We start from the raw sequence: 24,187 nt of genomic DNA, 5'->3' as shown, positions 1-24,187 counted from the left end.
ACAAATAAAATGAAATTATATCAAAAAATGTCAAATACAAGTCTTATTAGATTCTGTGTTTTAGGAGTTATCTCCTTAGGATTAATGACAAGTTGTGATAAGAATGCAGGTGCAGGAGACGGTGCCGATTCTGGGTCTGCAGCATCCCTAAGCATTCAGGTAGAGGGAATTGAAAACGAAATCGATACTAAAGCTAGTAAAGCTTCCAATTCAAGGAGTTCATCCCAATTGCCTACAGGGGTATTGGAAGAAAAAGATGTGACCTACAAAGAATTTGATGCTATTGTAAGACTGCAAGAAGATCAAGTTGCTGGAGACCGAACCGTTTCCAACAATCAGTTTGCAAAAGGAACAGCAGGAAAGTCAGCGACAAAAGCCCTTGCTATGGACCCAGGAATTAAGTACAGATTACTGCTTTATAAAGACGGTAAATTTGTTACTTCCTTACATGCTCAGTCGGGTGTAGCTTCACATGTGGAGGTCGTGAAAGGTGAAGAGTATACTTGGTATGCATATTCGTATAATACGACTGATAACATTCCAGATGTGGCCAATCCAGCTGCTCCAGTAATTGAATCGGCAGTGGATAAACCGTTGTTGTACGCCAAAGGAACCGTAACGGTTACAGGTGCTGGAAATGTTGATAAGCCATTGCTGGTTAGGTTTGCGCACAGAACCTCAAAAATCGGTGCTGAATTGAGCGCTAGAGGGATGTTTGCTGGCTTAGAAAGCATTACGGCAAATTTTGCAGGAACAAATTATATCCAAAAAGGGACTTTAAATGTTCTTACCGGACAATATGAAAGTATGACGTCAGTTGATGTTGGTAATCTTGTTTTTACCAATTTTAGTGTAAAAACAAAGGATACGATTAAAGTTGCTTCTTATTATACTGCTGCACAAACTCCAATCCCTGCAATGACTGTCAATGTACAAACCTTTACGATAAAATTAGATAAGGTCTTTAATGGCGTAGGGACACGTACATTCTCGACTCCATTCCAATTTTCAATGGACTTGCCAGACATGACATGGGGACATCGATTGACCAGTGCGATGGACTTGATTGAATCGGCCGTAACTGTAAATGGTATTCGTTGGTCAAGAGCGAACCTTTACTTTAGTGAGGCAGATAGAGCCTATCGTTTCAGACATCAGATCGAGCCTATATATGGCAGGGTTTCAGAGGAATATTGGAATTTTAAAGCTCCGTTTCCAGGGGGTACCATTGGTGCCCAGGACCCTTGTACTCGAGTTTATCCTTTAGGAAAATGGAAAATGCCTAACAGGGCTGAGACTGACAAGTTGATTTCGCAAACTGGATCTAGTCGTCAATTGACTGATGATTATGTTGAATACGTGGCAACAGGAACAGCAGCTCCTTATCCTAGCAACAAAATGAGGGTTAATAAAATTGGGTATTTCCATGTTATTGCCGGTCTATTTGGTGTAAATGAGGACGGTACTAATGGATATTTTTGGACCAGCGAAACAGGTTTTGCCGGTGGAGCCATCACAGGAGTTTTTACCTATCGCGTTAGTGATGGAAGATATTTGCTTGTTGGTGACTATGTCTGGGAACACTGGGCGGCATCCTCTTGGGGAGGGAACTTAAATACTCGATGTATCCGAAAATAATTTCATTCTATCCTAATTCATAATTTAGGGCTGTCGGCATGGACAGCCCTTTGCTGTTCTCCATTTAATATTCCTGATTCTCCCCAGTTTCCAAGTTAAAATTGACTGTAGATAAACATTTACAAAATCATTTAAAGTCAAACTCAATTTATTGTTAAATAAAAATGTTATGAGTAAATTCATGTCATAAAAAGACAAAATTGTTTCTTTCAGTACGTCGTCTTTGAATGTATTTTAAATATTTGATGAAAATATATAAAATCTTGATGTTTTAAAATTAATTAATAGTATAATTTTGAGATTCTGATAAATTTGCTCCTGTTAAAATAGCATGTATATTCGTAATGTTGTTCAGAGAGAAATTGAAAAAAATAGAATCACACTAACTATTAATTTTCAAAAATTATAGAAAAGTATTTAAGCTGGTTGTATAGTTTAAATGCATTACATTCAGAAGCGTTCGTAAAAAGAAGAAGCGATTTTTGTTTGCTAGTATATAAACTGATAGTAATAAAAAATCTTCTTTTTAATCATAAAACAACATTAATGAAAAAGTTAAGTAGTATTGTTTTTGCAACATTGTTTGCAGTTGTAGGTTTCGCGAAGGAACCAGTTAATGACACCCCTTGGAAAACGCAATTCATAGCGAAGAAAGCTTTCCAAGAAAGTTCCGAATTGAATCATTGGTTTGTTGGTGCAAGTGTGGGCGGTCAAATATATTTTGGTGACCATGACAAACAACTTTCTGTCGGAAAAAGAATCACGCCTCAGTTTGAGGTGTATGGAGGGAAATGGATTAACGAAAAATTTGCAATTAGACTTGGGCTGAACGGTTTACATTACAAAGGCCTTACCCAAACTAAAATGTACACAACTGGTGAAGTTTTTCATTCTGGTCAATCATTGGAGTACCAAAAATTTAACTTCATTAATGTTCATGCAGATTTTATGTTCAATTGGACTAATGATGCATTGGGCTATGACCCAAATCGTTTGTACAATTTAATTCCTTACGTGGGTATCGGTTTCGGAGCCGTATTGTCTGATCCAGGATCACTGAAATTCAGTCCTAACCTTGGAGTGCTGCAAACTTTCCGATTAACTGATAAGTTAGATTTCACATTGGATATCAGGGGTAACCTGTATGGTGACGAATTCGATGGTGAAGTGGGAGGAAGGAATTTTGAAGGGGCCGTATCTACCTCGGTAGGTGTGAAGTATACCCTGAATAGGTAAGCTTAGATTCACTAACTATTAATAATTAGCCTTGATCTCGCCCGATTTCAAGGCTTCTCTTTTTTTATGCCTTCCAATCCCCAACAATCCTTCTTATTTTATCAAAAAAACTTACCTTGGCACAGTATTTCTAGTTAATGCCTTATAATAAATTGAATATGAAAATAAATAATATATTGACCTTAGGATTCCTTGCCGGATTTCTTTTATTGTCATCTTGTAACCAAAATACAAACTCGAAAAACAATGATGCCGAAGCCTTAGGTGAACCTACCGAAATTGTTGCCTATACCCCGCCAAAAGCACCTGATAATATCCAAGGGGAGGAGGCAAAGATCACTTATGTATTCAACCATTTCTGGGACAACTTCAATTTTAGGGATACCAGCAAGCTGTTTGACCCTAATTATGGAGAACAAGCTGTCGCTGATTATATAGGACATTTTCCATTGGTTCAACCGGATACCCTGAAAGATGGTATAGAAAATCTGTTCAATGAAGCGAAGATCGAAAACTCAGTTTTTGAATTCTTTAAGTACCAATTTGACAACTATCTAGGAAATCCTAATTCCCCAATGCGAAATGATCAGTATTATGAAACTTTTTTAGACTATTTGATCGGGTCAGGTAAGCTTTCTCCAGATGAAAAGATTAAATATGAAACCTTATTGCCCCTGTTAAGGAAAAATAAACCGGGAAGCGCAGCTACTGATTTCAGTTTCCTTACAGCAGATGGCTCTATTTCTTCCCTAAATGAAATCAAAGCGCCATTTACCATGCTTATCTTTTATGAGCCTGGTTGTAGTACTTGTGAAGAGGCCATAGGTCAGATAAAATCTAACCCCGGTTTTAATGCTGTCCTTGAAAAAGGTGCCCTTAAGATTTTAGCGCTTTACCCTGATGGTAATAAGGAGATTTGGGAAAACTATCAAAAAAATATACCTAGCAACTGGATCAATGGCTTAGATGAAAATCAAACAGTCGTTACCAAAGGATTGTACATGATCAAAGCTACACCTACCATTTATTTAATGGATGAGAATAAAAAAGTCATATTGAAAGACACGAACTTGAATCAAGTCATCCAATTCTTCCAAAACATTTAGTGTTAAATAATATGTGTTTTTAAGTGGTATGGTTAGATTGAACCAGGATTAAAGGGATGAGAGGATAGACCAAGATCATGGAATGAACCAAGATGTTCGGGATGAGGCGATCGGCTCCGCTCACCTATCGGATGGGCCAAGATCGTGTCCATCTTGTCGCTGGAAAGGTAGCCGATTTTGTAGGGGCTTATTGCATAAGCCCGTCTGCTGCAATCCTAACATCAATATCTCTCTTTAGGGTGATTAACTCCTTTTTCCTTTTAGGACAGATAATAAACCCCCAGGGGGTGGAATCTTTGTAGAATCTGGATATTTTATATGGCCAACCCACAGCGTGGGTGAAATATTTTTCTATACCCTTTCTGTGTCACCCTGAGGGCACCCCGAAGGGTCTCGGAACTATCCCTACTACATTTGAAATAGTTCCCTCATCTTACGATTTCGGAAAGACCACGATCCTAAAAAACACCGAAAAATAGATTCTTCGTTTCACTCTGAATCCCTCTTTAGCGCATTTTGATTCTGAACGAATAGTGAAGAATCTGGACGGTTCATGCCTCAATGGGTCATGCAATCCTGGACCGAAGGTCCAGGAACTGTACGCGAAATGCAATCCTCAACAAAATCAATGATGTATGCGTTATTCTGAAATCCATCCTTCGTACCAACGAAATTAATGTTGGATATCTCTGGCTATCCAGACCCACAATTTTTTTCCCGAAGATTATTTTTGACATATTGCCCTCGATGGAATAAGTCCAAAAAAGCCAAAGTGTCCTTGCACAGGTCTCATATCTCCAATCTATTCATCCCTAACTCCTTTACTTTGAGGGAGATTCTGTACGCTTAATTTTCCTGTATATAAATTGTATATAAGCCAAAAATGCCTTGTATACGCTTTGTCATTCTATATTTTCTTGCTTTTAGGGCTTTATCCTGACCTTTATCCCATCAATAGAAAATAGAAACAAATTAATTTTTAAACTTATAAAAATAGCACATGATGAAGAAGCATTTAAGTTGGATAGCCATTGTATTATCGGTTTTGATTTTTTCTGCCTGTACAGGTCAAAAGGGAGATGTGACCAAAGATCCTAAATACGCGGATATTGCAAACAATATTTTCATTACCAAAGAACCCCTTTATTACTATCATTACACGCATTCGGATGGTGGAAAATCTGGATATTTTCTTTCAGCAGAGAACAGTATGCCGAATGCAGAGCTGAAATCTGAAATTCCAGTAGGCGGACATGTCAAGATTTCAAAAGTATTGGAGGTTCCACAGCAAGACGGAAATGTGCAGGTCATGGTACAGGGTGAAGTGATCAATGCTGGCCAGGCAGGAATGGAATACATGGCTATTTATGAAGATATCAAGCCTGCCCTAAGAATAAATGAGTAGATTTTTTACGGTCAATAATCCATTATTATTGGCTTTTATAGACTAATAATGAGAGAAGAAGCGCGATTTTCGCGCTTTTTTTATTGAGATAAAGTAAATTCTTAAAACCTCGCATTCATTTAAGGAGATTTATACCGGATTCTTTGGAATTCCAATTATTAATGCCTTACATTTGTGCAGTTTACCCTCCCAATAAGATTTTATTGTCTGGATATACGCTTTGATTTTTAATGATTTGCTTTCAGCAATTTAATTTATTTGTCAGTTTATGCCAAAACAATCATTCTCATACGATCAATCGAAAACTTCTTACCCAATCCTCCTTGCTATCGCCCTTGCCCATCTTTCCAATGATATGATCCAAGCGATTATTCCCGCTTCATATCCACTATTGAAAGAAAACTTTCACCTGAGCTTTGCGCAGATTGGCGTGATTACCTTCTGTTTCCAACTATCTTCCTCTTTATTGCAGCCAGTTGTGGGCGCTTATACTGATAAGCATCCCAAACCATATTCCCAACTGATCGGCATGATGTTCAGTATCATTGGAGTTATTGCATTAGCCTATTCCAATAATTATTATTCGGTATTGTTTTCGGTAACTATGGTTGGTATTGGATCTTCCATTTTCCATCCTGAATCTTCTCGGGTGGCTTTTTTATCCTCTGGCGGGAAAAGGAGCTTGGCACAGTCCATTTTTCAGATCGGGGGAAATACAGGTTCTGCACTGGCACCCTTATTACTGGCCTTGTTTGTCGTTCCGCATGGTCAACGTTATATTTTATGGTTCTTATTGGTAGGTGTGTTTGCGCAGATCGTGCTTTCCTACATTGCGGTTTGGTACAAGCAGGTCCTGACTGCCGTAAAGGGACAGGCCAAAAAAATGGTCAAATTGCCTGACCTATCGAATGCTACGATCAACTTTTCCATCTTTATCCTTTTGCTGTTGATATTTTCTAAATACGTCTATATTGCCAGCATTACCAGTTACCTGCAATTTTACCTGATGGAAAAATTTGCCATCAGCGATGTACAGTCACAGGTATATCTATTTTATTTCTTGATAGCTATTGCTTTGGGAACCCTGTTTGGAGGCTTTTTAGGAGATTATTTGGGCAGGAAGTATATCATTTGGTTTTCCGTTCTTGGCTGTGCGCCATTCAGTCTGTTGTTGCCTTTCGCTAGCCTTTTCTGGTCCGGCATATTGGTATTTATCATAGGGCTGATCATGGCTTCTGCCTTTCCATCTATCTTAGTTTATGCACAGGAACTCTTACCGAGAAAATTAGGGATGGTTTCCGGACTTTTTTATGGATTTGCATTCGGAATGGGAGGGATAGGAGCAGCAATCCTAGGTTATTGGGCGGATCATACCTCACTGGAAAATATCTATATGGTATGTGCGTATCTGCCTTTAATTGGCATCACGGCATATTTCCTTCCTAATATGAAAAAAGTGAAGTTTAAGGAATCATTGGATTAACTGAGCGATCCAAACTGTAGCACCGCCACATTCGGGATCTTCAACGCTATGCTGGATAAGTTTAAATTGATGTACCGACAATAGCTCTTGGTACTGTTCAGGAGATAAGGAAGCATGATATAAGTTCTGCCCATAATTTTCACTCCAAACTTCCGCATTCTCATTGCCAGTGGTAAACATCAATATTCCATTAGGCTCCAAAAGTTCTTGGAATATGTTGAACATATTTTCTTGGTCCTTTGCCTCCAGATGAAAGAAACTGTGCCAAGCAATGATGGCATGAAACTTTTGATCTAGGTTCAATTGGCGCATATCCATCAATAGGAAATCATCTTCAGGAAAGTTTTTTCTGGCGATAGCCAGCATTTTTTCACTGGCATCTACGCCAAGCAGTTTATATTCCCTTTTTTTGAAATACTCGAAGATCGGTTTCCCGGAGCCACACCCCAGATCCAATATTTTTACTGCTTTTGGAATCAACGAGCAGATCGATTCTAGATACTTTTCTTCCATCAGGTTCTGGCTTCTATTTTCATAGAAGCTTTCCCCAATGATATCATATACCTTAAATACATCTTTCCGCTCTTTATTTGACATCCTTGTTCTAATAAAAAGTTAAATTGATTTTTGTATAGCCTAATCCTTCTAATAAAGGACGCAATACATGCGTAGCGTTGTTTTTGGTCTGTTCCAAAATATCAGACTTCTTAACCTGATTGGTGATTTCTTGCTCAGCCGCCTTAAAAGCTTCATCTACCAAGGTCGCTTCCCTAAAAAATGCCATTTTAGTATCATACACCTTTGAAGCTTTGTGGTCTATTTTTACATAGCAGATTTCTGGTTTCGGTAAACTAATGGTAACTGAATCATCGATGACCTTTACATCTTCTGCTTTCAGTTTTCCCAAGTCAATACAACCAACCGCATCCGCTTTGATGATCAACAAAACACTGGCATCGGGAAGATAAGTTGTCATATTCTTATGCTCCACGACATCGCTCAAGCGATATTTTACAAGTTCTAGTTTACCCATTGACTCGATTTTCTCCACTAATATCTGGTGATTGGTCTCTTTTGTGGGAGCTGGTTTTATCCTTTCCCATACAAACCAAGTGATTCCAATGATCAATCCTAGAACGATTAATACTTTCAATATCTTTGTCATAACCTGCTGTTCTCAAAATATAGACCATTCTACAAAATTAATGTCAAGAAACTGTAATGCTATCATTATGGCTTGATTAGTAACCATTTAATTACAATTCCCTAATCTAATTACCCAAAAACATGACATAATGTTTGTCGATTTATATATTTCTATTAAACGGATTTAGCATGACAGCTTAGATTTTATTATTTTTATGTAACCCAATTTTTGAATCGATGAAGAGCGATATCCAACATCATTTAGGACTAAAATTTACAAATTTATTATGGATTGGTTTAATCCTAAGTGGATTGCTTTTTTCATCTGGTCTTACTGCCCAAACAATCTATAGCATCGATCAGGTGCCTAATCCTAAATCTAAAGGTCAAGATTACTACGTCAGTGACCCAGATGGGATATTGGGTAGCTATACAGTCAGTTTACTGGATAGTATATCCTTAGATATCGAAAAACAGACAGGAGCAGAATATAGCATTGTGCTTGTCAATGATTATCAATTGGATGATGATTTTCAATTTGCCTTTGATTTGTTCAATAAATGGGGGATAGGAAACAAACAGGCCAATAATGGCCTTTTGCTGTTCATTGCTAAAGAAAAACGTCAATACCGTTTTATTTCTGGCTATGGAATGGAAAGGATCTTTCCTGATATCTATCTTAAGCAGGTAGGTGAAAAATATCTGGTACCCAATTTTAAGGAGGGAAATTATGAAATCGGATTACTACAGGCCAGTGAATTTATTTCCAAAATCCTAAAATCACCTAACTCGCTGGAAGAATTAAAATCCATGATGCCCGAAGCTATTCCATTTTTTAGCTTTCAAAATCCGTATTTCAAAAATAGTCTTTTAGTGATAGGTTTTTTTTTGCTCCTCTATATCTATATACATTTAATAGGTAAACGGTTAAAAACTGACAAACAAAAACTAAAGCCCATAGCTCCGTTTTTCTATGGATTAGGCTGTATGGGATTCTTAATGTTTGTTTCTATTTTCATTTTCGCATTTATATTTAAAAATTTCGAACAAGTCTATCAGGTAAAGAATACGCCATATTTCTTGTTTGTTTTTTGGGGTTTGGTCCTGTGGATGAAAATTCATGATACCCAAGAAGCTATCAAAAAGAGCTATGTGGATGAGAAAGAAAAAGGAATAGCGCTGAAAAAATTTGCAGGCTTGACTTTAATTCCTTCCATCTTAGCGCCATTAGCGCTATTCAATATGGGCGGTATCCTGTTCCGTCTGAATAAATATAAACATCGTTATGATCCACCCGATAACTCTGGGGATTGGGAAAGAATTGTAAGAACCTCCAAAAAGGCTGAAACTAGCCAGTATCTGAACAAAGGGCAAATAAAAGAAGAAAAGATTGGGTCACGTCGATATGAGATCTGGAAAAACAATAAATCCCAAGAGATCAAGTTAATTCCATGGGATGTCAACAAGCGGCTTTATGAATGTCCGGACTGTCATTTTTTTACCTTGGAGAAGGATAAAGAAAAAGTTATCAAGAAAGCTACCTATACGAGTTCTGGTGAAGGTGAAAAGATCGACAAATGCGAAAACTGTGATTACATGATCGTATTGGGCACCTATATCATTCCAAAATTAGAAAGAAGTTCAGGGGGCAGTGGTTCATCTGCTGGAGGCGGAGGCGGATCCTCTGGTGGTGGTGGTTCCTTTGGTGGTGGTTCTTCAGGAGGAGGTGGAGCTGGAGGACGCTGGTAACCTGCGCTCCTCATGAGCTAATTTTTTATTATTAAACGGCTGATGGATGAAATAATAGAAAAGAGCACCTGAAAAATAACAGACCACATCAACTATATCAGCAGTATTGTAATCTGTGATTCTTGGACTTAGGTATTCGAAGAAAATGGATGTCATGAAAGCCAATGCCAGTAGCTGCCATAAGGGAAATGAAAAGCCTTTTTTTAGATCTAGTATGAATATTCCTGCACAAAAGGCAAAATGGGCGATCAAGGGAACAAAGACAAAATCTGTAAGCCAATTATTGATATAGGGTATAGGATGCCCTGACAACCTGCTGTACCTCACGAAGAGCCAAGCAAGACAATAACCTACAAAATAGGGGTTCAGTAAAAATATCCTTAGTGAGCAAAGGATACGGCTATTACCATGGATAGCAGTCCACATGTCATCAAAATTAAAAACATAACCCAACCTAATTTTTTTCTTCGCCTCTGTCCAGGACTGTCCTCTGGATCATAGGGAAAGATAGTATCCTTGATCTCATCCAAATGCCTTTGAAAGAAATTTTTCTGCTTGTTCTTCATAAATAGTTTCTAAAAGGCAAATTTAGCTATCCTAATCCATCTTTTGTAATATTCTGCATTTAATCCCTCAACTAGCTGGACCTTATCCAGATTATCTAAAACCATAAGCCCTCCAACCTGTTGTATATATAGATAATAAGCAGTTTTTCACTATTTTAATTAATAAAACCTATGGCATTAAAAGATATAATTCAGTCGTTGACAGAAAAAAATGAATCTCCAAGTATAACACTTTCATTTAATACCTATAGAACCTTTCCTGATAGCGAGAAAAATCCAATCATTCTCAAAAACCTGATCAAGGAAGCGGAAAGCAGATTACTTGTAGAGTATGGAAAAAGAGATATTCCAGAGATCCTAGAAAAATTGGAAGCATTGCCAGAAAAGGTAACATCCCAAAAATTAATGGACAGCTTGCATGTATTTATTTCCAAGGAGGTTGATGAAATGGTCGTTTCACCATGGCCGGTGGATAATGAGGCCGTCTTTATTGATGATTCTTTTGCTGTTAAACCTTTGATCAAGGCATTGAATAGAACCAAAGAATATATGATTTTGTCCATAGCCCAAGGTGGTGCCCATCTGTTTGAAGCATTAAACGATGGAGTTGAGAAAGAAATCGTAAATGATGATTTCCCGTTTGATGCCAATCCATTGGAAGTGACGGGTTCCGACAATAATAAAGTTGAAAACCGTTTGAAAGAATATTTCAATCAAATCGATAAGGCAGTTGTTGAGGTCCATAATGCAAATGATCTGGATGTTGTGGTTATCTCCACGGAGCCCAATTATGCGATGCTCATGGAGGTCGCCGATATTCCTAAGATGTACATAGCCCATGATAATATGAACTATGATGCCTCAGAACCTGATAAAATGGCAAAGCAGGCCTTTGAAAGCATAAAGGACCTGCAAAAAGAAGAGCGTTCCAATGCTATTGGAGACTTGAAGCAAGCCGTATCCTCCGGTCAGGTATTGACAGACCTTCAAGATATCTATCAAGCAGCCATTGACGGCAGAGGAGAGTTACTTATGGTACAGCAAGATTATGAGCAGCCCGTTAAGATGACATCCGACCGTACTTTTGATTTGGTTGATGATTCAAAAGAAGCGGGTGTTGTCGATGATATTGTCTCCAATATCGCTTGGAATGTACTTTCAAAAGGTGGGAAAGCTTATTTTACGGGTCAAGAAGAACTGAACGATTTGGGGCAGATTGTGCTTAAAGTACGTTATTAGTGCTCTAATATAATATTATCTTAAGGCTGTCTATTTGTTTAGTCAGCCTTTTCTTTATTAAGGAATTTCCAATAATAATAGCGGTGATATCTGGAATTTTTCAATCAAAAATGGAGAATAAGTTTCGAGCCATATTCGAGGCATGTTCGGGCCATATTGCGAAAATTCCGAATGTGTCTCGAATAAGGTCAAATTAAAGGTCGAATGAAAGAAGATTTAGGTTAATTAAACTTAAAAAAGAAGCTGGTCGAAATTGCTCTCGACCAGCTTTGCTATATTCTATTATTGGGTATAATCGTTTATTTAACCAGATCACTTTGGTAAAGTTTGCTATGGATTTCTTTTAATTCATTCGCAGGGATCTTCATAACTTTTCGGTCATATGTCATCAATCCGTTGGTTTCGACTTCCACATCCGTGGTCTGTGTGTATACTCCAGCAGATAATCCTTTAGGGATTAATTTGCTTAGGTCAGAAACCACCTCTTGATATCTTTTCTTCAACTCATCCGCATTTTTGAAAGACTGGTAACCCCAATTATCCTTTTGTTGCCAGGTATGGCCTTCTACCGGTAGGCCTAAACCACCATATTCGCCCAGTACCAATACATATTTGTCACCAAACAGTTCAGCTCTTGGCATTGCAGCATCTGGATAGTTGTGGATGTCAAAGATATGTCCAGGTGCATCGAAATTACCACCTGATGCTCCGTTCACTAATCTGGAAGGATCGTTTTGGATCGTCCAGTCCACAATTTCTTTGGATTTAAATTGTCCCCATGCCTCATTGAAAGGCACCCATACCACGATGGAAGGGAAGTTATGCAGATGGGACATGATAGCTTTCCATTCTTTTTTATAGATGGCTTCTGATTCTGGTGTACGGTCTTTGTCATGTTTTCCGATCCTGATCTTTCCAGGGTTCATATCCCAGATGTTGCCTCCTAGGTCACCACTTGGCATATCTTGCCATACCAAAACGCCGATGCTATCGCAGTGTCTGTACCATCTAGCAGGTTCTACCTTGATATGTTTTCTGATCATGTTGAAACCCATTTCCTTGGTTTTCTCTACATCAAAGCGTAAAGCCTCATCCGAAGGAGCGGTGTGTAGACCATCTGGCCACCAACCTTGGTCTAAAGGACCATAATGGAAGACAAACTTATCGTTCAGGTACATTCTTTGGATGCCATTGGCATCTTTCTTCACGCTGATCTTACGCATGGCAAAGTAAGAGCTGGCTTCATCCACAACTTTTCCTTTTCTTAATACCTTAACCTTCAGGTCATATAGTTTTGGTGAGTCAGGAGACCATAATTGTGGGTCATTGATTTTTAATTGGGTTTCCTCTCCAGCATTTGCTTTTGCTTCTGCAACCTTGTTATTGTTATCAAAAGCTTCTACCAAGATCTCGTCACCAGCTTTTGCTGAAGATAGTTCAGCGGAGAATTTCAAAACTGAATTGTCTACATCTGGAGTCTGCTTAGTACTTACGATATGCGTTTCAGGTACAGATTCCAACCATACGGTTTGCCAAATTCCGGAAACTGGCGTATACCAAATCCCATGTGGATTGTTGATCTGTTTACCCCTAGGTTGCGGACCATCCGAGGTAGGGTCCCAAACGCGGATAGCAATATCTTGGGACTTTCCTTTTTTGATTGCTTTTGTAATGTCAATACTGAAAGGATCAAAACCACCTTGATGATTTCCTACATGCTGTCCATTTACATAGATATCGCATTCCCAATCAACAGCACCAAAATGCAACAGGATCTGACCTTTGTTCAGTTTTTTGTCGATGCTGATCTTATTGTTGTACCAAAGGGCATCATCTTTCGTTACTGGCTTAGCAACACCCGAAAGGGCTGATTCTACAGCGAAAGGCACCAAGATATCACCATCCCAAGAGCTAGGGATATCTTTTTGGTCTTTATTGGTAATTTTATATTTCCATAAACCATTCAGGTTCTGCCAATTGTTCTTTCGTTCGAGTTGTGGCCTTGGATACTCTCTGTGCGCATTTTGAGGGGTTACCTGTTCCGCCCATGGAGTAAGGATTTTATCGCGGACCGGCGCCCAGTTCTGAGCATTTCCCTCCGTGATAGAAGCGGCAATTAAGCATGCAATTGCAATTGTTTTCTTCATCATATTCTTGTTTGTTAATGTTTTCGTGGTTTAGATGCAGGTCTCATGGGCAAAGGTTTTGGCTGTGCCGATAAGACTTCCTTAAGTTTAATAAATGCTGGGTGATCTTCTCTCCAAATATTTTCAGTTTCTACCAGTCCATTTTTATAGTGGTAGAGTTCGTATTGTGGATCCTCAGTTCCTTGAAAATCCTGCCAAGAAATCAGTCGATAGTCTTTGTCCCGAATGGCCCTTCCAAGTTTTCCATCTCTCGGAAAACAATGGTATACGGTTTCCCTTAAGCTTCCATCTCCAGAAAGCAGCATATTTGCATAGCTTATCCCGTCCAAAGGTTGTTTCGCTTCTTTTAGGTCCAGGCCGCTCATCGCTGCCAACGTAGGATAGATGTCAACTGTTTCAATCAATTCCTTGCTGAGTCCTGTTTTTTGCATAGCAGGATGTTTGATCAGCAAGGGAATGCGATTGGCTAATTCATAGTTTACATGTTTCGTCCACATGCCCATTTCACCTAATAGGTAACCGTGGTCTCCCCAAATTACGACAATTGTGTTCTTGTCCAAGCCCGTCCTATGTAAATGTTTTAATACTTTCCCAATTTGAGCATCTACATAACTGACCCCTGCATAATAACCATGGATTAAGGTCTTGGTTAATTCTGGTGGAAAGAGATCGCTGTCTTTTGCCGAAGGCACCTGCGCATATTGGGATATTTCCCCATCTCTTTTTACCGCCCAAGAAGGTGCGTTCTTTGGATTGCTCTGAATGGTTGGAACGGGTAGTTCATCCTGGTCATATAAGTCCCAATATTTCTTCGGGACCGTAAAGGGTAGGTGTGGCCTTGCAAAACCAACGGCTAAGAAAAAAGATTGGTTGTTGGCTTTTAGGTCGTCCAATCGTGCTATAGCTTCATTCGCAACCCGGCCATCGGCGTAGGCATCATCTGTTACATCCAGTTTTTCCCAAGCAGAACCTTTTTCCAGTTGATTGGCATATTCCCAACTTTTATTGGCGAATAATGCTTCTTCCCTGGTTTCCTTATTATGGTCTTTGGCTGCATATTCGATCACCTTGTCATGCCAATGGTTCACCGACCAAGATTGCTCGTCGTTGTACGTATTATGGCCAACATGGAATACCTTCCCAATGGCCGCTGTATAATAACCATTGTTCTTATACAATTCTGGGAGGGTCGTAGCATCGGGATAAAACTCCCGAAATGCCCTCCCAAAATCATATAATCCGGTAGATGTAGATCTTGAACCTAAGAGTAGGTTATATCTTGATGCTACGCATACAGCCTGATTGCTGTAGGCTCTTTCAAAGACCATGGCATTCTTGGCCCATTGGTCAATATTTGGACTGATTGCAGCTTTATCGCCGTATACTCCCAATGTAGGACGTAGATCATCCACTAAGATCATCAATACATTATAAGGCTTTTCTTGCGCTTGGCAAAAGCTTATTATGGTAAGGACAATGAGGGTAATACGGCTTAAAATCTGCATATCCAATTATTTAACCTGATGTATGTTTGCGTCGTAAATAGCTTCAGTGATACCATTGATTTTAGCGGCAACCCTCGCAAATAGGATTGGATTCGATTGCAATTCCGGACCGATATCCACGGTCAAGGTGACATTTCCGTTCGAATCCCCCGATTTATTCGCTCTTTTCAGAAAATGACCTAAGTCGACAAACTTGGTCTTACCAACCAAAAGGTTGATATCATCCAAGGTTTTGCTGGGATCAAGTTTCTCTACATTGAAGGTTGCTGTTAGGTTGTTGCCGTTCAATTGATATTTGATATCCCTGAGGTCATAATAGAGCTCAACTGGGAAGTCAATATTCGTGTTACCATTTAACTGCACGGTCATGGTATCTGTCTTGGATTTCCAAGGGCCATTTCCAGGAACCGTAATCAATTTATAGGTCCCGTTGAAAAGCGCTGCTGAGAAGGAACCATCTTGGGTGACAAAAACATCAATTGGGTTTTTAAGAGCGTATCCATCTTGCCATAACTGTAGGCGAACGGAATTATTGGAACCTCTCACACCAACTGCTGCACCCTTATAGGTCACTTTCCCTGTCAAGTTTGCATTTGGGGCGTCGTAATTATCCTTTCCGCAGGAAAAGAGTAGGGCAAGGCTTAGGAATAATCCGATGGCTAATATGTTTATTCTTTTCATTGTCTTATTGATAAGGGTTACGGACTAATTTTGGATTTCTATCGATCCAACCTTGGTCGATGAAGTTGTAATAATTTTGGAACCTAAAGTATCGAGGGTACATCACGTGACTAGATTTACGCTTTTCAAAAACCCACTTACCATGATTTGCAGTTCCAGGGGCATACACTTTGTAGGGAAAAAGTACATACATGGTAGCCTTAGGGTTGTCCTGCTGGCCGTTCCAAACGGTATGTGCCAATCTCCATCTTTTCAGATCCCAATAGCGGTGATCCTCGAATGCTAACTCAACCCTTCTTTCCTGAACAATGTCATTAAAGGTTACCGTCGTTAATTTTTGGATTCCTGCACGGTCTCTCAATTGGTTAATAAATCCAGCAACTTCGGTCTGAGGTTTGTTTAGTTCCAGAGCGGACTCGGCAGCGATCAAAATGATCTCTCCCAATCTAAAGCGCACAAACCACATATCGCTACCACGACCACGGGTTGAAGCATCCCTGTTTTCTTCTAAAAATTTACGGATATTGAATCCAGATTTATTGACAAATTGATCATTGGAAGTGGTAGGTCCGTCCATACTGGTAATCAAACCGTAGGGAGCTTCTGATTTTCCAGGTTCAGCTGTTTTTATCTTCCATGTACCACCTTCCAAATACCTTACGCCGGCTTGATAAGTAATGGTAGAACCTAAGAAATCAGCACCAGAATAAATGATGGTTCCATATAACCTTGGATCCTTTTTGGCAAAGACATCTGATGGATTATTGTAATAGATGAAATCACCGGCACCGTTGGTCAATTTTAAGGCACCATTACGGTCATCTGTGTATTCAAAATCCTCTACTAAGTTCAAGACAGGTGTAATGATGTTGGCATCAATATCTCCGCGTACTGAAGAGGCGATGATATTGTTGGTGTACTGATGGGTTTGTCCAGGATATTTATAATCTCTAGCCCAGATAACCTCCGTACTGCCTTTACTGCTTACAGCCTCGTAGAAATTTCTTCCTTTGTCAGCGTTTTTATTGTACAGTTCATATGGACTGTTTTGTAAGATATCCTTTGCAGTTTCATAAGCGAGCGTGTAATATTTTGGTGCTTCTGCAACTGGGATACCTACTTCACCACCGCTAGTCTTTACCTCTGGGGTCTTGTAATTGTATTTTGCAATAGATCCTGCATATAAGGCGGCCCTAGCTTTTAAGGACAGTGCAGCCCATTTATTGGCTCTAGCAGAATTGGTATTCTTGGCATCGGACAATAAGCTGCTGATTTCAGTACATTCTTTTATGATATAATCATAGATCTCTTTTTCGGTAGAGCGTGGATATTGCAAGGTCGTGATATCGATTCCAGCCTGGTAATCAAATACCTCATCATTGATGATCGGTACACCACCGAGCCCTCGTGCCATGTTGAAGTAAGTCCATGCCCTTAGGAAGCGAGCTTCACCCTCAAAATTATCCTGTGTGGTTTCACTGAAAGATGAGTTCCTTACACCATTGATAAATAAGTTGAGGTCTCTGAGTAGGGTATAGTCATACACTCGCCAAAGCGCATCACCATAATCTTGCATATTGTTGGGGCCTCCAGAAGAAAATGCAGCTTCATCGAGCATCGCCATACTGCCGGTATTTGCAATATGTTGCCCCCAACTCACTCTTCCGTAATAATTGGCCAATACGGAAGCAACCATTTTTTCGTCTGAATAGACCTGTTGATCAGTTAGGATGGATTCAGACTCTCTGTCCAAAAACTTGGAACAGGACGCAGTACCTGCCAATAATGCTGCTGATAGTATATAAATTTTAAATTTCTTCATGACTAAAAAGTTAGGTTTAATCCCACATTGATAACTCGGTTAGTAGGGTATTGGATTCCAGACTCGGATGTGATTTCTGGGTCTATTTTCATCTCGCCCAAATTATCGATGCTGAATACGTTCTGCATCATGGAATACACACGAATGTTCCTGAATCCCCATCGTTCTGTCATTTTACTTGGCAAAGTATAGCCTACTTGAAGGTTTCTTAATTTTAGGTAGGTCACGTTCATGACCCAAAAGTCACTATGCCAATAGTTACTGTGGTTTTGGTTTCCTCTGATCAATGTCGGGAACTTACCGGGAATCAAGTCGCTGTTTGGATCTGTGATGTCGCTCAACATCCATTGGTTTTCCATATAATACCCAGCGTTGTTACCTCCATCATGAAATGGTAGCATACCTTCCCAGTTTGCGCGGTAAGAAGCGAATGATGCACCGGTAAAATCCGCAGCAAGGTCGAATCCCTTGTATCCAAGACCAAGGTTAACGGCAAAGTTCAAGTAAGGTAATCCACCTTGCCTATAACCGATTGGTCGCTGATCTAGTCCATTGATAACCTTATCGCCATTGACATCATTGTATTTAATGTCACCTGGACGAAGGCTGGTATTGCCTTGGCCATCATTGTCCACATCATAGTTACGGATCTCATCCCAGCTTTGGAATTGTCCAAGGGACTCATAGCCCCAGTTCAAGAAGGCATAACGGTTTAGGATTGACCCTCTATATTGATCCCAAGCATTTCCAAATCTTGGTTTATATTGTTCACCATCAATCTGTCTAGCAAATGTGAAGTTACCTCCAATATTATATCTGAAGTCCTGTAGGGTGCTGCTCCACATAATACTACCATCCATACCACGGTGTATATCAGAATTCAGGTTTTCATAGGGTAAGCCAAAGCCCACTTCAGTAGGTAACAATACATCATATCTAGAGGCTGGTAAACCAGTTCTTTTACGGTTAAAGTAATCTAATGAACCGGATAATTTACCGCCGAACAAGGCGAAATCAACCCCCACATCAAAGGTATTCGCTCTGATCCATGATAGGGTAGTCACTGGTAATCCGCGAGGCTGTGCACCTACCACATAGTTTCCATTGATCACGGAACCACCTTGTTTGTAGGTGTATCCTGGCATAAAGCCAAATGCGAAATAGTTCCAAGGGTCTAGGTTGTCATCTCCCAAAACACCATAAGATGCACGCACCTTGAAATCGGTGAATTTGGAGCCGAAATTTGATTCTTTCCAGAAATTCTCCTGTGAAATCCTCCAACCTGCAGAAACTGATGGAAATAAACCCCAACGGTTGTTTTCTGGGAACTTCCAAGAACCATCATAACGTGCCGATAATTCCAAGAGGTATTTTTGGGCAAAATCATAGTTGATACGACCTGCGAAACCTGCTCTAGCTTGCGTGTCATTACCGAAATCATCAAATTGGTCCATCGTTTGGAAATACATCAATGATAGTGCATTTGAAGCAGGTCTATCATGCGCCCAGAATCTTGGGGTATCTCTTTGAATGGCCTCGGCAGCAAATACACCGGCAATGGTATGTTCTCCAAATGTGCGGTTATAGTTCAAGGTTCCCTGATAGCTTAATTCTTCGATCATTCGGATATCACGCTCGCGCCAAGGATTGTCCATGCTGAAGACCACTGGATAGGTATCGGTCGCTTCATCATAACCATAAAGCTTATAGGTATATTCTTGGTTATCCATCCAGCGGTTCGCTAGATAATAGCCCATTAAACCTGTCAATTTCAAATGGTCATTGATTTTGTATTCTGCATTGAAATTCAATTGCATCACACGCCATGTATCCCTAAACTCACCAGAAAGATCATAATTCAACATCGCGAAGTTTGTTTCGGTGTTGGCAGCTGTCCTTGCTGGGTACAATGGGTTATCATTGGCATATGGTCTTGCGGTAGGTAAGTTTCTATAGATTGCAAACAAAGCTTGCCAAGTATCATCACCACCCGGTACACCTGGTTGTCTACGTTTCTCTATACGACCATTCAAGTTACCACCGATCTTTAATCTTTCCGATACATTGGCCTCTAGGTTCAATTGAACATTGGTCCTTTTGAAACCACCATAATTTCTGATGATAGATTGCTGGTCTAAGTGGCCGGCACTTAAGTAGTAATTGATTTTTTCAGAACCACCTGATACGCTTCCGGAAAGGTATTTTTGTGGGCTTGTTTCCAAGATATAATCATACCAGTCCCAAGGTCGGTATCCTTTCTCCGTTCCTTGTTCCCATTTCGCTAGATCATCTGGTGTGTACTGTGGGTTGGGGATGCCCAAGATGGCGTCAGATTGGATATAACTTTTTACATAGGTAGCTGCACTTGCAGGTCTAGGGAATCTAAACATGCTCTGCCAGCCATAATATGAATTGATATTGAATTCATTTTTATCACCGCGAGATCCTTTTTTCGTCGTTACCACGACAACTCCGTTCGCAGCTCGCACACCATAAATGGCGGCAGAAGCATCTTTTAGAACAGAGATACTCTCGATGTCATTAAAGTCCAGGTTGTTAAATTGTCCTTCATCTTTCTGTACCCCATCGATAACATAAAGTGGAGTTCCCATGTTACGGATATTGATACTGGTTGATGCACCAGGACGACCATCTGGCATCCGGCTGTTTACACCGGCGATCTTTCCGACCATGGCTCCCGAAGTAGTGGCAGCAACCGACCTTGCGATATCTTTAGAAGTTACCGTTGAAATAGCTCCGGTTAATGATTCTTTCTTCTGTGTACCGTAACCAACAACAACGATCTCCTCCAGGTTATCATCTGAAGCCTGTAAGCTGATTGCCATATTGTTGCTCGCTGGAAGCTCTTGGGTAACATAGCCAATGTTTCTAAAAACAATGGTTTCGTTAGCTGAAGTAACAGTGACGGTGAAATTTCCCTGTTCATCAGTTACGGTGCCAGCATTTGGTCTTGATTTGGGGAATACTGTTACACCTTGTAATGGTTCACCTTGTTGATTGCGAACAGTACCTTTTACTTCCTGTTGCTGTAATGCTGAAGCACGAAAGGTAACTGGATGAGCATGGACAAACATAGGAACCAATGGCATCGATAAGCCCAAAAGCAATAAATACCGAATGTGCAAAGAGTTTAGATTTCTTTTTTTCATTGGAAGATTGGTTAGTATATAATTGATACTCAAATTTAAAGAGGGGGCTTTTCATTAAATTGACTAATTATCTCAATTTATAGCCATTTTGTATCAAAGCCTGTTACAAGCAGCTTATTACAGATGCTAAGTGTTTCTTTATCGGGAAAATTGTTATTTTGTCCTTATTAAACCTATCTGATGAGAAACCTGTTGATATCTGTTGTGCTTCTGATTTCCTTGCTTGGCAGGGTTTGGGGACAGGTATTTAATTTTGATCATCTCAATATTACCGAAGGATTATCCAATAATGCGGTCTTGTGCAGTACCCAGGACAAAAATGGATTTCTTTGGTTTGGGACCAAGGATGGACTGAATAGGTTTGACGGGTACACCTTTAAGAAGTACTTCAGTGATATTGAAGCAAGGAATGGCCTAGCCAGCAATTATATTACTTGCCTTTTGGTCGACCAATATAACGTCCTATGGGTTGGAACGGATAATGGACTGTATAAATTTCATGCTAATACGGAAACCTTCAAACTGGTGCCTGGCACTGAAATGAAAGAAATCATTGAGATGCAGCATGATGGAAAGGAGAATTTATGGTTCCTTTCCAGCTATAAACTCTTTAAGTTGAATTCCAAAGGATTGGAACTTAAAGCTGAACCTCTTTTTTCTGAGATCAATGTGACTTCCTTAACAAAGAATTCAAAGAATGAGGTCTGGGCTGCTGGTCACCAAAGCCTTTTCTCGGTTGATGGGAAGCACAAAATTCTATTCAAGGTAAATAAGGATAGATCCCTTAATGTAGAATCCATAGCCTTTGAAGATGATGACAAAATCTGGATCGGGACACAACATAATGGCTTGATATCGCTGGATTTAAAGTCTAAGGTATTTGAACAGGTAATTCCTTTTGTAAAAAATGGAACCAGGTTGTTTGTTCGGGATATCAAAAAAATAAATGCCCATGAATTATGGATAGCCTCAGAATCAGGATTGGTTGTTTTAGATACCAGGGACAATGCTTGGCGAGTATTCTGCCATGAGCGAGACAATCCCTGGTCAATTTCAGATAACGCGGCGTACAGTATCCTAAAGGACCATCAAGGCGGGATTTGGATCGGGACCTATTTTGGAGGACTCAATTATTTCCATCATAAGCACAATCTATTTGAAAGAACATTTCCGATGGAGAATCCTAATTCGATCTCTGGAAATGCTGTCCGTGAAATAAGACAGGATAAAAATGGGAATCTTTGGATAGGAACCGAAGATAACGGCCTAAATTTCTGGGATAAGCGCAATAATAGTTTCATGCATTTTTCTACCAAGAACGGTCTGTCGCATAATAATATACATGGACTGGAAATCGTAGGTGACAGCCTTTTGGTAGGAACTTTCAATAATGGTCTGGATATAATCAATATCAACAACAAGAAGATCATTGCACATTATAACCGAGAAAATACCCAATCGGAATTAGGGTCCAATTTCGTCATGAGCACATACAAAACTAAAAATGGAAGAGTATTCTTTACGACTCCAAATGGTTTGTATGAGTTTTTCCCTGGAAAGGATAGGTTCCGAATAGTGGAAGCCGTTCCTGACTCCATATTTTTCACTTCGATGCTGGAAGATCGAATGGGCAGGATTTGGTTGACTACCTGGCGAGATGGTGTATATCTAGTTGATCCAGAATTGAAATCAAGTCAGGTATTTAAGCATGATTGGGATAATCAGTCGAGTATCAACAGCAATAGGACCAATAGAATTCAACAGGATTCAGAAGGTAAAATTTGGATCGCTACGGAGAATGGCCTAACCATCTGTTCGGAAGATAATAAGATCGTCAAGCGTTTCACCAAATCGGATGGCTTGCCGAGTAATCTAATCCTGTCCATGCAGGAGGATTCAAATAAAAATATGTGGCTGTCCAGTACCAATGGGTTGATCAGTATAGATATTAATACATATGTGTTAAGTGTTTATAATAAGGAGTTTGGTTTATCGAATTTACAGTTTAACTATAACTCCATGTTTAAGGATAAGGAAGGTAATCTATACTTTGGTTCCACCAATGGATTGATAAAATTTCATCCTGATTCCCTTCTTAGAGAAAGGAATACCGAAACTATGGTGCCTATCTATTTTACTTTTGCCAGATCATCCAAAAGAAACCTAGAGGTCAATTATGAATATGGACAGGAATTTACCAAGTTAAACTATGATAAGGTTTTACTGGATTATGATGAGTCTACGATTCAATTTGACTTTGCCGCGTTGAACTATGTGGATGCCGCATCTACATCTTATTTATATAAGTTGAAAGGTTTTGATTCAGATTGGGTCCTGTCCAAAGAAAACAAAGCGTATTATACCAAATTGCCTTCGGGAGAATATCAATTGCTGGTAAAAGCTCTTGATAGCCAAGGAAGGATAATTTCTGATGAGATTTCGATTCCAATTGAAGTTCGCAAACCTTTTTGGGCAAGCGGATTGGCATTTGCCGTATATGCTATAATCCTTATTCTACTGGTCTTTTTTATCTATCAATATTTTGATAACCAGATTAAGGAGCGAAATCGCAGGCATCTGATGGAAATCAATGCTAATCGAGAAAGGAGATTGTATCAAGCAAAATTGGATTTCTTTACGCAGGTCGCCCATGATATCAAGACGCCGCTGACCTTAATCAAAGGACCATTGGAAAAGCTGGTTGACAATAAAAATTTAGGAGAGGATAGGACAGACAGGCTCTTGACGACCATGCATAAGAATACTGAAAAGCTGGTCCGGCTGACCAATAGCATATTGGATTTCCGAAAGGTAGAGACCGATGAAAAACAGTTGAACCTTACAGTATGTAATATTTCCGAGTTTATCACGGAGTTTATTAAAGACTATCAGACTTCCTTTCAGATCGAAGGCATTGTATTGACACAAGATATTAATGAAGGCATATTCGGAAAGATTGATGAGGACATGATCAGTAAGATTGTGGAAAATCTATTTTCGAATGCGCTTAAGTACGCTGATAAAATGGTGGATATCCAGTTGATTGATGATGATAAGTTGAATTACTGGATATTGGAACTGAAAAATGATGGTCATATATTGAATAGAAGGGAAGTGGACCTGTTATTTAAACCATTCCATCGTTCGAATCAGCACAGTCAAATTGAAGGATCCGGATTAGGATTGGCATTGGCACATTCTTTTGCCTTGCTACATTCGGGTGACCTAAGGTATGTAGAGAATTCCGAAAATTTAAATATATTCGTTCTCGCTATTCCTAAAAACCTATAATAG

At 39.6% G+C, this 24,187-nt stretch carries 16 protein-coding genes; 8 read left to right on the top strand and 8 right to left on the bottom strand.

Translation table 11 applies throughout. The features are described from left to right. Nucleotides 1–27: 27 nt before the first annotated feature. The 5 genes from ACWIB3_RS10840 to ACWIB3_RS10820 all read left to right on the top strand — a co-directional run bounded on the left by ACWIB3_RS10840 (nt 28) and on the right by ACWIB3_RS10820 (nt 6,868). The gene (locus tag ACWIB3_RS10840; RefSeq protein WP_454291592.1) at nt 28–1,638 is read left to right on the top strand and encodes a hypothetical protein; all 1,611 of its coding nucleotides are present in this window, start codon (nt 28–30) and stop codon (nt 1,636–1,638) included. 546 nt (nt 1,639–2,184) lie between these two features. Beyond that, on the top strand, nt 2,185–2,874 hold the full coding sequence (locus ACWIB3_RS10835; protein ID WP_313258008.1) for a hypothetical protein: 690 nt from the start codon (nt 2,185–2,187) through the stop codon (nt 2,872–2,874). Between the two features lie 158 nt (nt 2,875–3,032). Next, nucleotides 3,033–3,980: a DUF5106 domain-containing protein gene (locus ACWIB3_RS10830; RefSeq protein WP_454291591.1), complete on the top strand. Its 948-nt coding sequence runs from the start codon at nt 3,033–3,035 to the stop codon at nt 3,978–3,980. A gap of 1,000 nt (nt 3,981–4,980) precedes the next feature. Next, entirely contained in the window at nt 4,981–5,385 is a 405-nt protein-coding gene (locus tag ACWIB3_RS10825; protein ID WP_185211995.1) for a hypothetical protein, read from the top strand. Between the two features lie 268 nt (nt 5,386–5,653). Beyond that, nucleotides 5,654–6,868 carry an MFS transporter gene (locus ACWIB3_RS10820; protein ID WP_185211996.1) on the top strand — a complete coding sequence of 405 codons (1,215 nt, stop codon included), beginning with the start codon at nt 5,654–5,656 and terminating at the stop codon, nt 6,866–6,868. Here the strand turns inward: ACWIB3_RS10820 and ACWIB3_RS10815 are convergent. After that, nucleotides 6,857–7,465 (bottom strand): class I SAM-dependent DNA methyltransferase, encoded by a 609-nt coding sequence (locus ACWIB3_RS10815; protein WP_454291590.1) that lies wholly within the window; start codon nt 7,463–7,465, stop codon nt 6,857–6,859. The genes ACWIB3_RS10820 and ACWIB3_RS10815 overlap by 12 nt on opposite strands. Before the next feature lie 7 nt (nt 7,466–7,472). After that, nucleotides 7,473–8,033 (bottom strand): DUF4230 domain-containing protein, encoded by a 561-nt coding sequence (locus ACWIB3_RS10810; RefSeq protein WP_454291589.1) that lies wholly within the window; start codon nt 8,031–8,033, stop codon nt 7,473–7,475. A 218-nt stretch (nt 8,034–8,251) separates the two neighbouring features. On the opposite strand from ACWIB3_RS10810, the gene ACWIB3_RS10805 reads away from it, so the two are divergent. Then, nucleotides 8,252–9,763 (top strand): TPM domain-containing protein, encoded by a 1,512-nt coding sequence (locus tag ACWIB3_RS10805; RefSeq protein WP_454291588.1) that lies wholly within the window; start codon nt 8,252–8,254, stop codon nt 9,761–9,763. Here the strand turns inward: ACWIB3_RS10805 and ACWIB3_RS10800 are convergent. Next, nucleotides 9,731–10,189, bottom strand: a complete 459-nt coding sequence (locus ACWIB3_RS10800) for a hypothetical protein (RefSeq protein WP_454291587.1) — start codon at nt 10,187–10,189, stop codon at nt 9,731–9,733. The two genes, ACWIB3_RS10805 and ACWIB3_RS10800, sit on opposite strands and share 33 nt — an antisense overlap. Before the next feature lie 311 nt (nt 10,190–10,500). Between ACWIB3_RS10800 and ACWIB3_RS10795 the strand changes: the two genes are divergently transcribed. Then, a complete protein-coding gene (locus tag ACWIB3_RS10795; RefSeq protein WP_454291586.1) occupies nt 10,501–11,568 on the top strand; it encodes a baeRF3 domain-containing protein in 1,068 nt (355 codons plus the stop codon). Between the two features lie 299 nt (nt 11,569–11,867). Here the strand turns inward: ACWIB3_RS10795 and ACWIB3_RS10790 are convergent, their stop codons facing one another. Genes ACWIB3_RS10790 through ACWIB3_RS10770 form a run of 5 tightly spaced genes read right to left on the bottom strand, consistent with a single transcriptional unit; the run spans nt 11,868 to nt 20,893 of the window. Continuing rightward, nucleotides 11,868–13,718 (bottom strand): glycoside hydrolase family 2 protein, encoded by a 1,851-nt coding sequence (locus ACWIB3_RS10790; protein WP_313257991.1) that lies wholly within the window; start codon nt 13,716–13,718, stop codon nt 11,868–11,870. A gap of 11 nt (nt 13,719–13,729) precedes the next feature. Further along, nucleotides 13,730–15,220 (bottom strand): sulfatase, encoded by a 1,491-nt coding sequence (locus ACWIB3_RS10785; protein ID WP_454291585.1) that lies wholly within the window; start codon nt 15,218–15,220, stop codon nt 13,730–13,732. Between the two features lie 6 nt (nt 15,221–15,226). After that, nucleotides 15,227–15,901, bottom strand: coding sequence for a DUF3823 domain-containing protein (locus ACWIB3_RS10780; protein WP_254526943.1), 675 nt, complete (start codon nt 15,899–15,901; stop codon nt 15,227–15,229). 4 nt (nt 15,902–15,905) lie between these two features. Beyond that, entirely contained in the window at nt 15,906–17,723 is a 1,818-nt protein-coding gene (locus ACWIB3_RS10775; RefSeq protein WP_185217941.1) for a RagB/SusD family nutrient uptake outer membrane protein, read from the bottom strand. Between the two features lie 2 nt (nt 17,724–17,725). Next, nucleotides 17,726–20,893: a SusC/RagA family TonB-linked outer membrane protein gene (locus ACWIB3_RS10770; protein WP_214649466.1), complete on the bottom strand. Its 3,168-nt coding sequence runs from the start codon at nt 20,891–20,893 to the stop codon at nt 17,726–17,728. A gap of 180 nt (nt 20,894–21,073) precedes the next feature. On the opposite strand from ACWIB3_RS10770, the gene ACWIB3_RS10765 reads away from it, so the two are divergent. Then, a complete protein-coding gene (locus tag ACWIB3_RS10765) occupies nt 21,074–24,184 on the top strand; it encodes a ligand-binding sensor domain-containing protein (protein ID WP_454291584.1) in 3,111 nt (1,036 codons plus the stop codon). Nucleotides 24,185–24,187 lie beyond the last annotated feature (3 nt).

It is taken from the genome of Sphingobacterium sp. NPDC055431 (genome assembly GCF_053644255.1).
Note: the sequence above shows the minus strand (reverse complement) of the source record. Positions and strands in the feature narration are given on the sequence as shown.

Bases quoted from the DNA above. Each gene is read 5' to 3' on its own strand.
- ACWIB3_RS10840 (WP_454291592.1), top strand. From the start codon at position 28: ATGTCAAATACAAGTCTTATTAGATTCTGTGTTTTAGGAGTTATCTCC.
- ACWIB3_RS10835 (WP_313258008.1), top strand. From the start codon at position 2,185: ATGAAAAAGTTAAGTAGTATTGTTTTTGCAACATTGTTTGCAGTTGTA.
- ACWIB3_RS10830 (WP_454291591.1), top strand. From the start codon at position 3,033: ATGAAAATAAATAATATATTGACCTTAGGATTCCTTGCCGGATTTCTT.
- ACWIB3_RS10825 (WP_185211995.1), top strand. From the start codon at position 4,981: ATGATGAAGAAGCATTTAAGTTGGATAGCCATTGTATTATCGGTTTTG.
- ACWIB3_RS10820 (WP_185211996.1), top strand. From the start codon at position 5,654: ATGCCAAAACAATCATTCTCATACGATCAATCGAAAACTTCTTACCCA.
- ACWIB3_RS10815 (WP_454291590.1), bottom strand. From the start codon at position 7,465: ATGTCAAATAAAGAGCGGAAAGATGTATTTAAGGTATATGATATCATT.
- ACWIB3_RS10810 (WP_454291589.1), bottom strand. From the start codon at position 8,033: ATGACAAAGATATTGAAAGTATTAATCGTTCTAGGATTGATCATTGGA.
- ACWIB3_RS10805 (WP_454291588.1), top strand. From the start codon at position 8,252: ATGAAGAGCGATATCCAACATCATTTAGGACTAAAATTTACAAATTTA.
- ACWIB3_RS10800 (WP_454291587.1), bottom strand. From the start codon at position 10,189: ATGTGGACTGCTATCCATGGTAATAGCCGTATCCTTTGCTCACTAAGG.
- ACWIB3_RS10795 (WP_454291586.1), top strand. From the start codon at position 10,501: ATGGCATTAAAAGATATAATTCAGTCGTTGACAGAAAAAAATGAATCT.
- ACWIB3_RS10790 (WP_313257991.1), bottom strand. From the start codon at position 13,718: ATGATGAAGAAAACAATTGCAATTGCATGCTTAATTGCCGCTTCTATC.
- ACWIB3_RS10785 (WP_454291585.1), bottom strand. From the start codon at position 15,220: ATGCAGATTTTAAGCCGTATTACCCTCATTGTCCTTACCATAATAAGC.
- ACWIB3_RS10780 (WP_254526943.1), bottom strand. From the start codon at position 15,901: ATGAAAAGAATAAACATATTAGCCATCGGATTATTCCTAAGCCTTGCC.
- ACWIB3_RS10775 (WP_185217941.1), bottom strand. From the start codon at position 17,723: ATGAAGAAATTTAAAATTTATATACTATCAGCAGCATTATTGGCAGGT.
- ACWIB3_RS10770 (WP_214649466.1), bottom strand. From the start codon at position 20,893: ATGAAAAAAAGAAATCTAAACTCTTTGCACATTCGGTATTTATTGCTT.
- ACWIB3_RS10765 (WP_454291584.1), top strand. From the start codon at position 21,074: ATGAGAAACCTGTTGATATCTGTTGTGCTTCTGATTTCCTTGCTTGGC.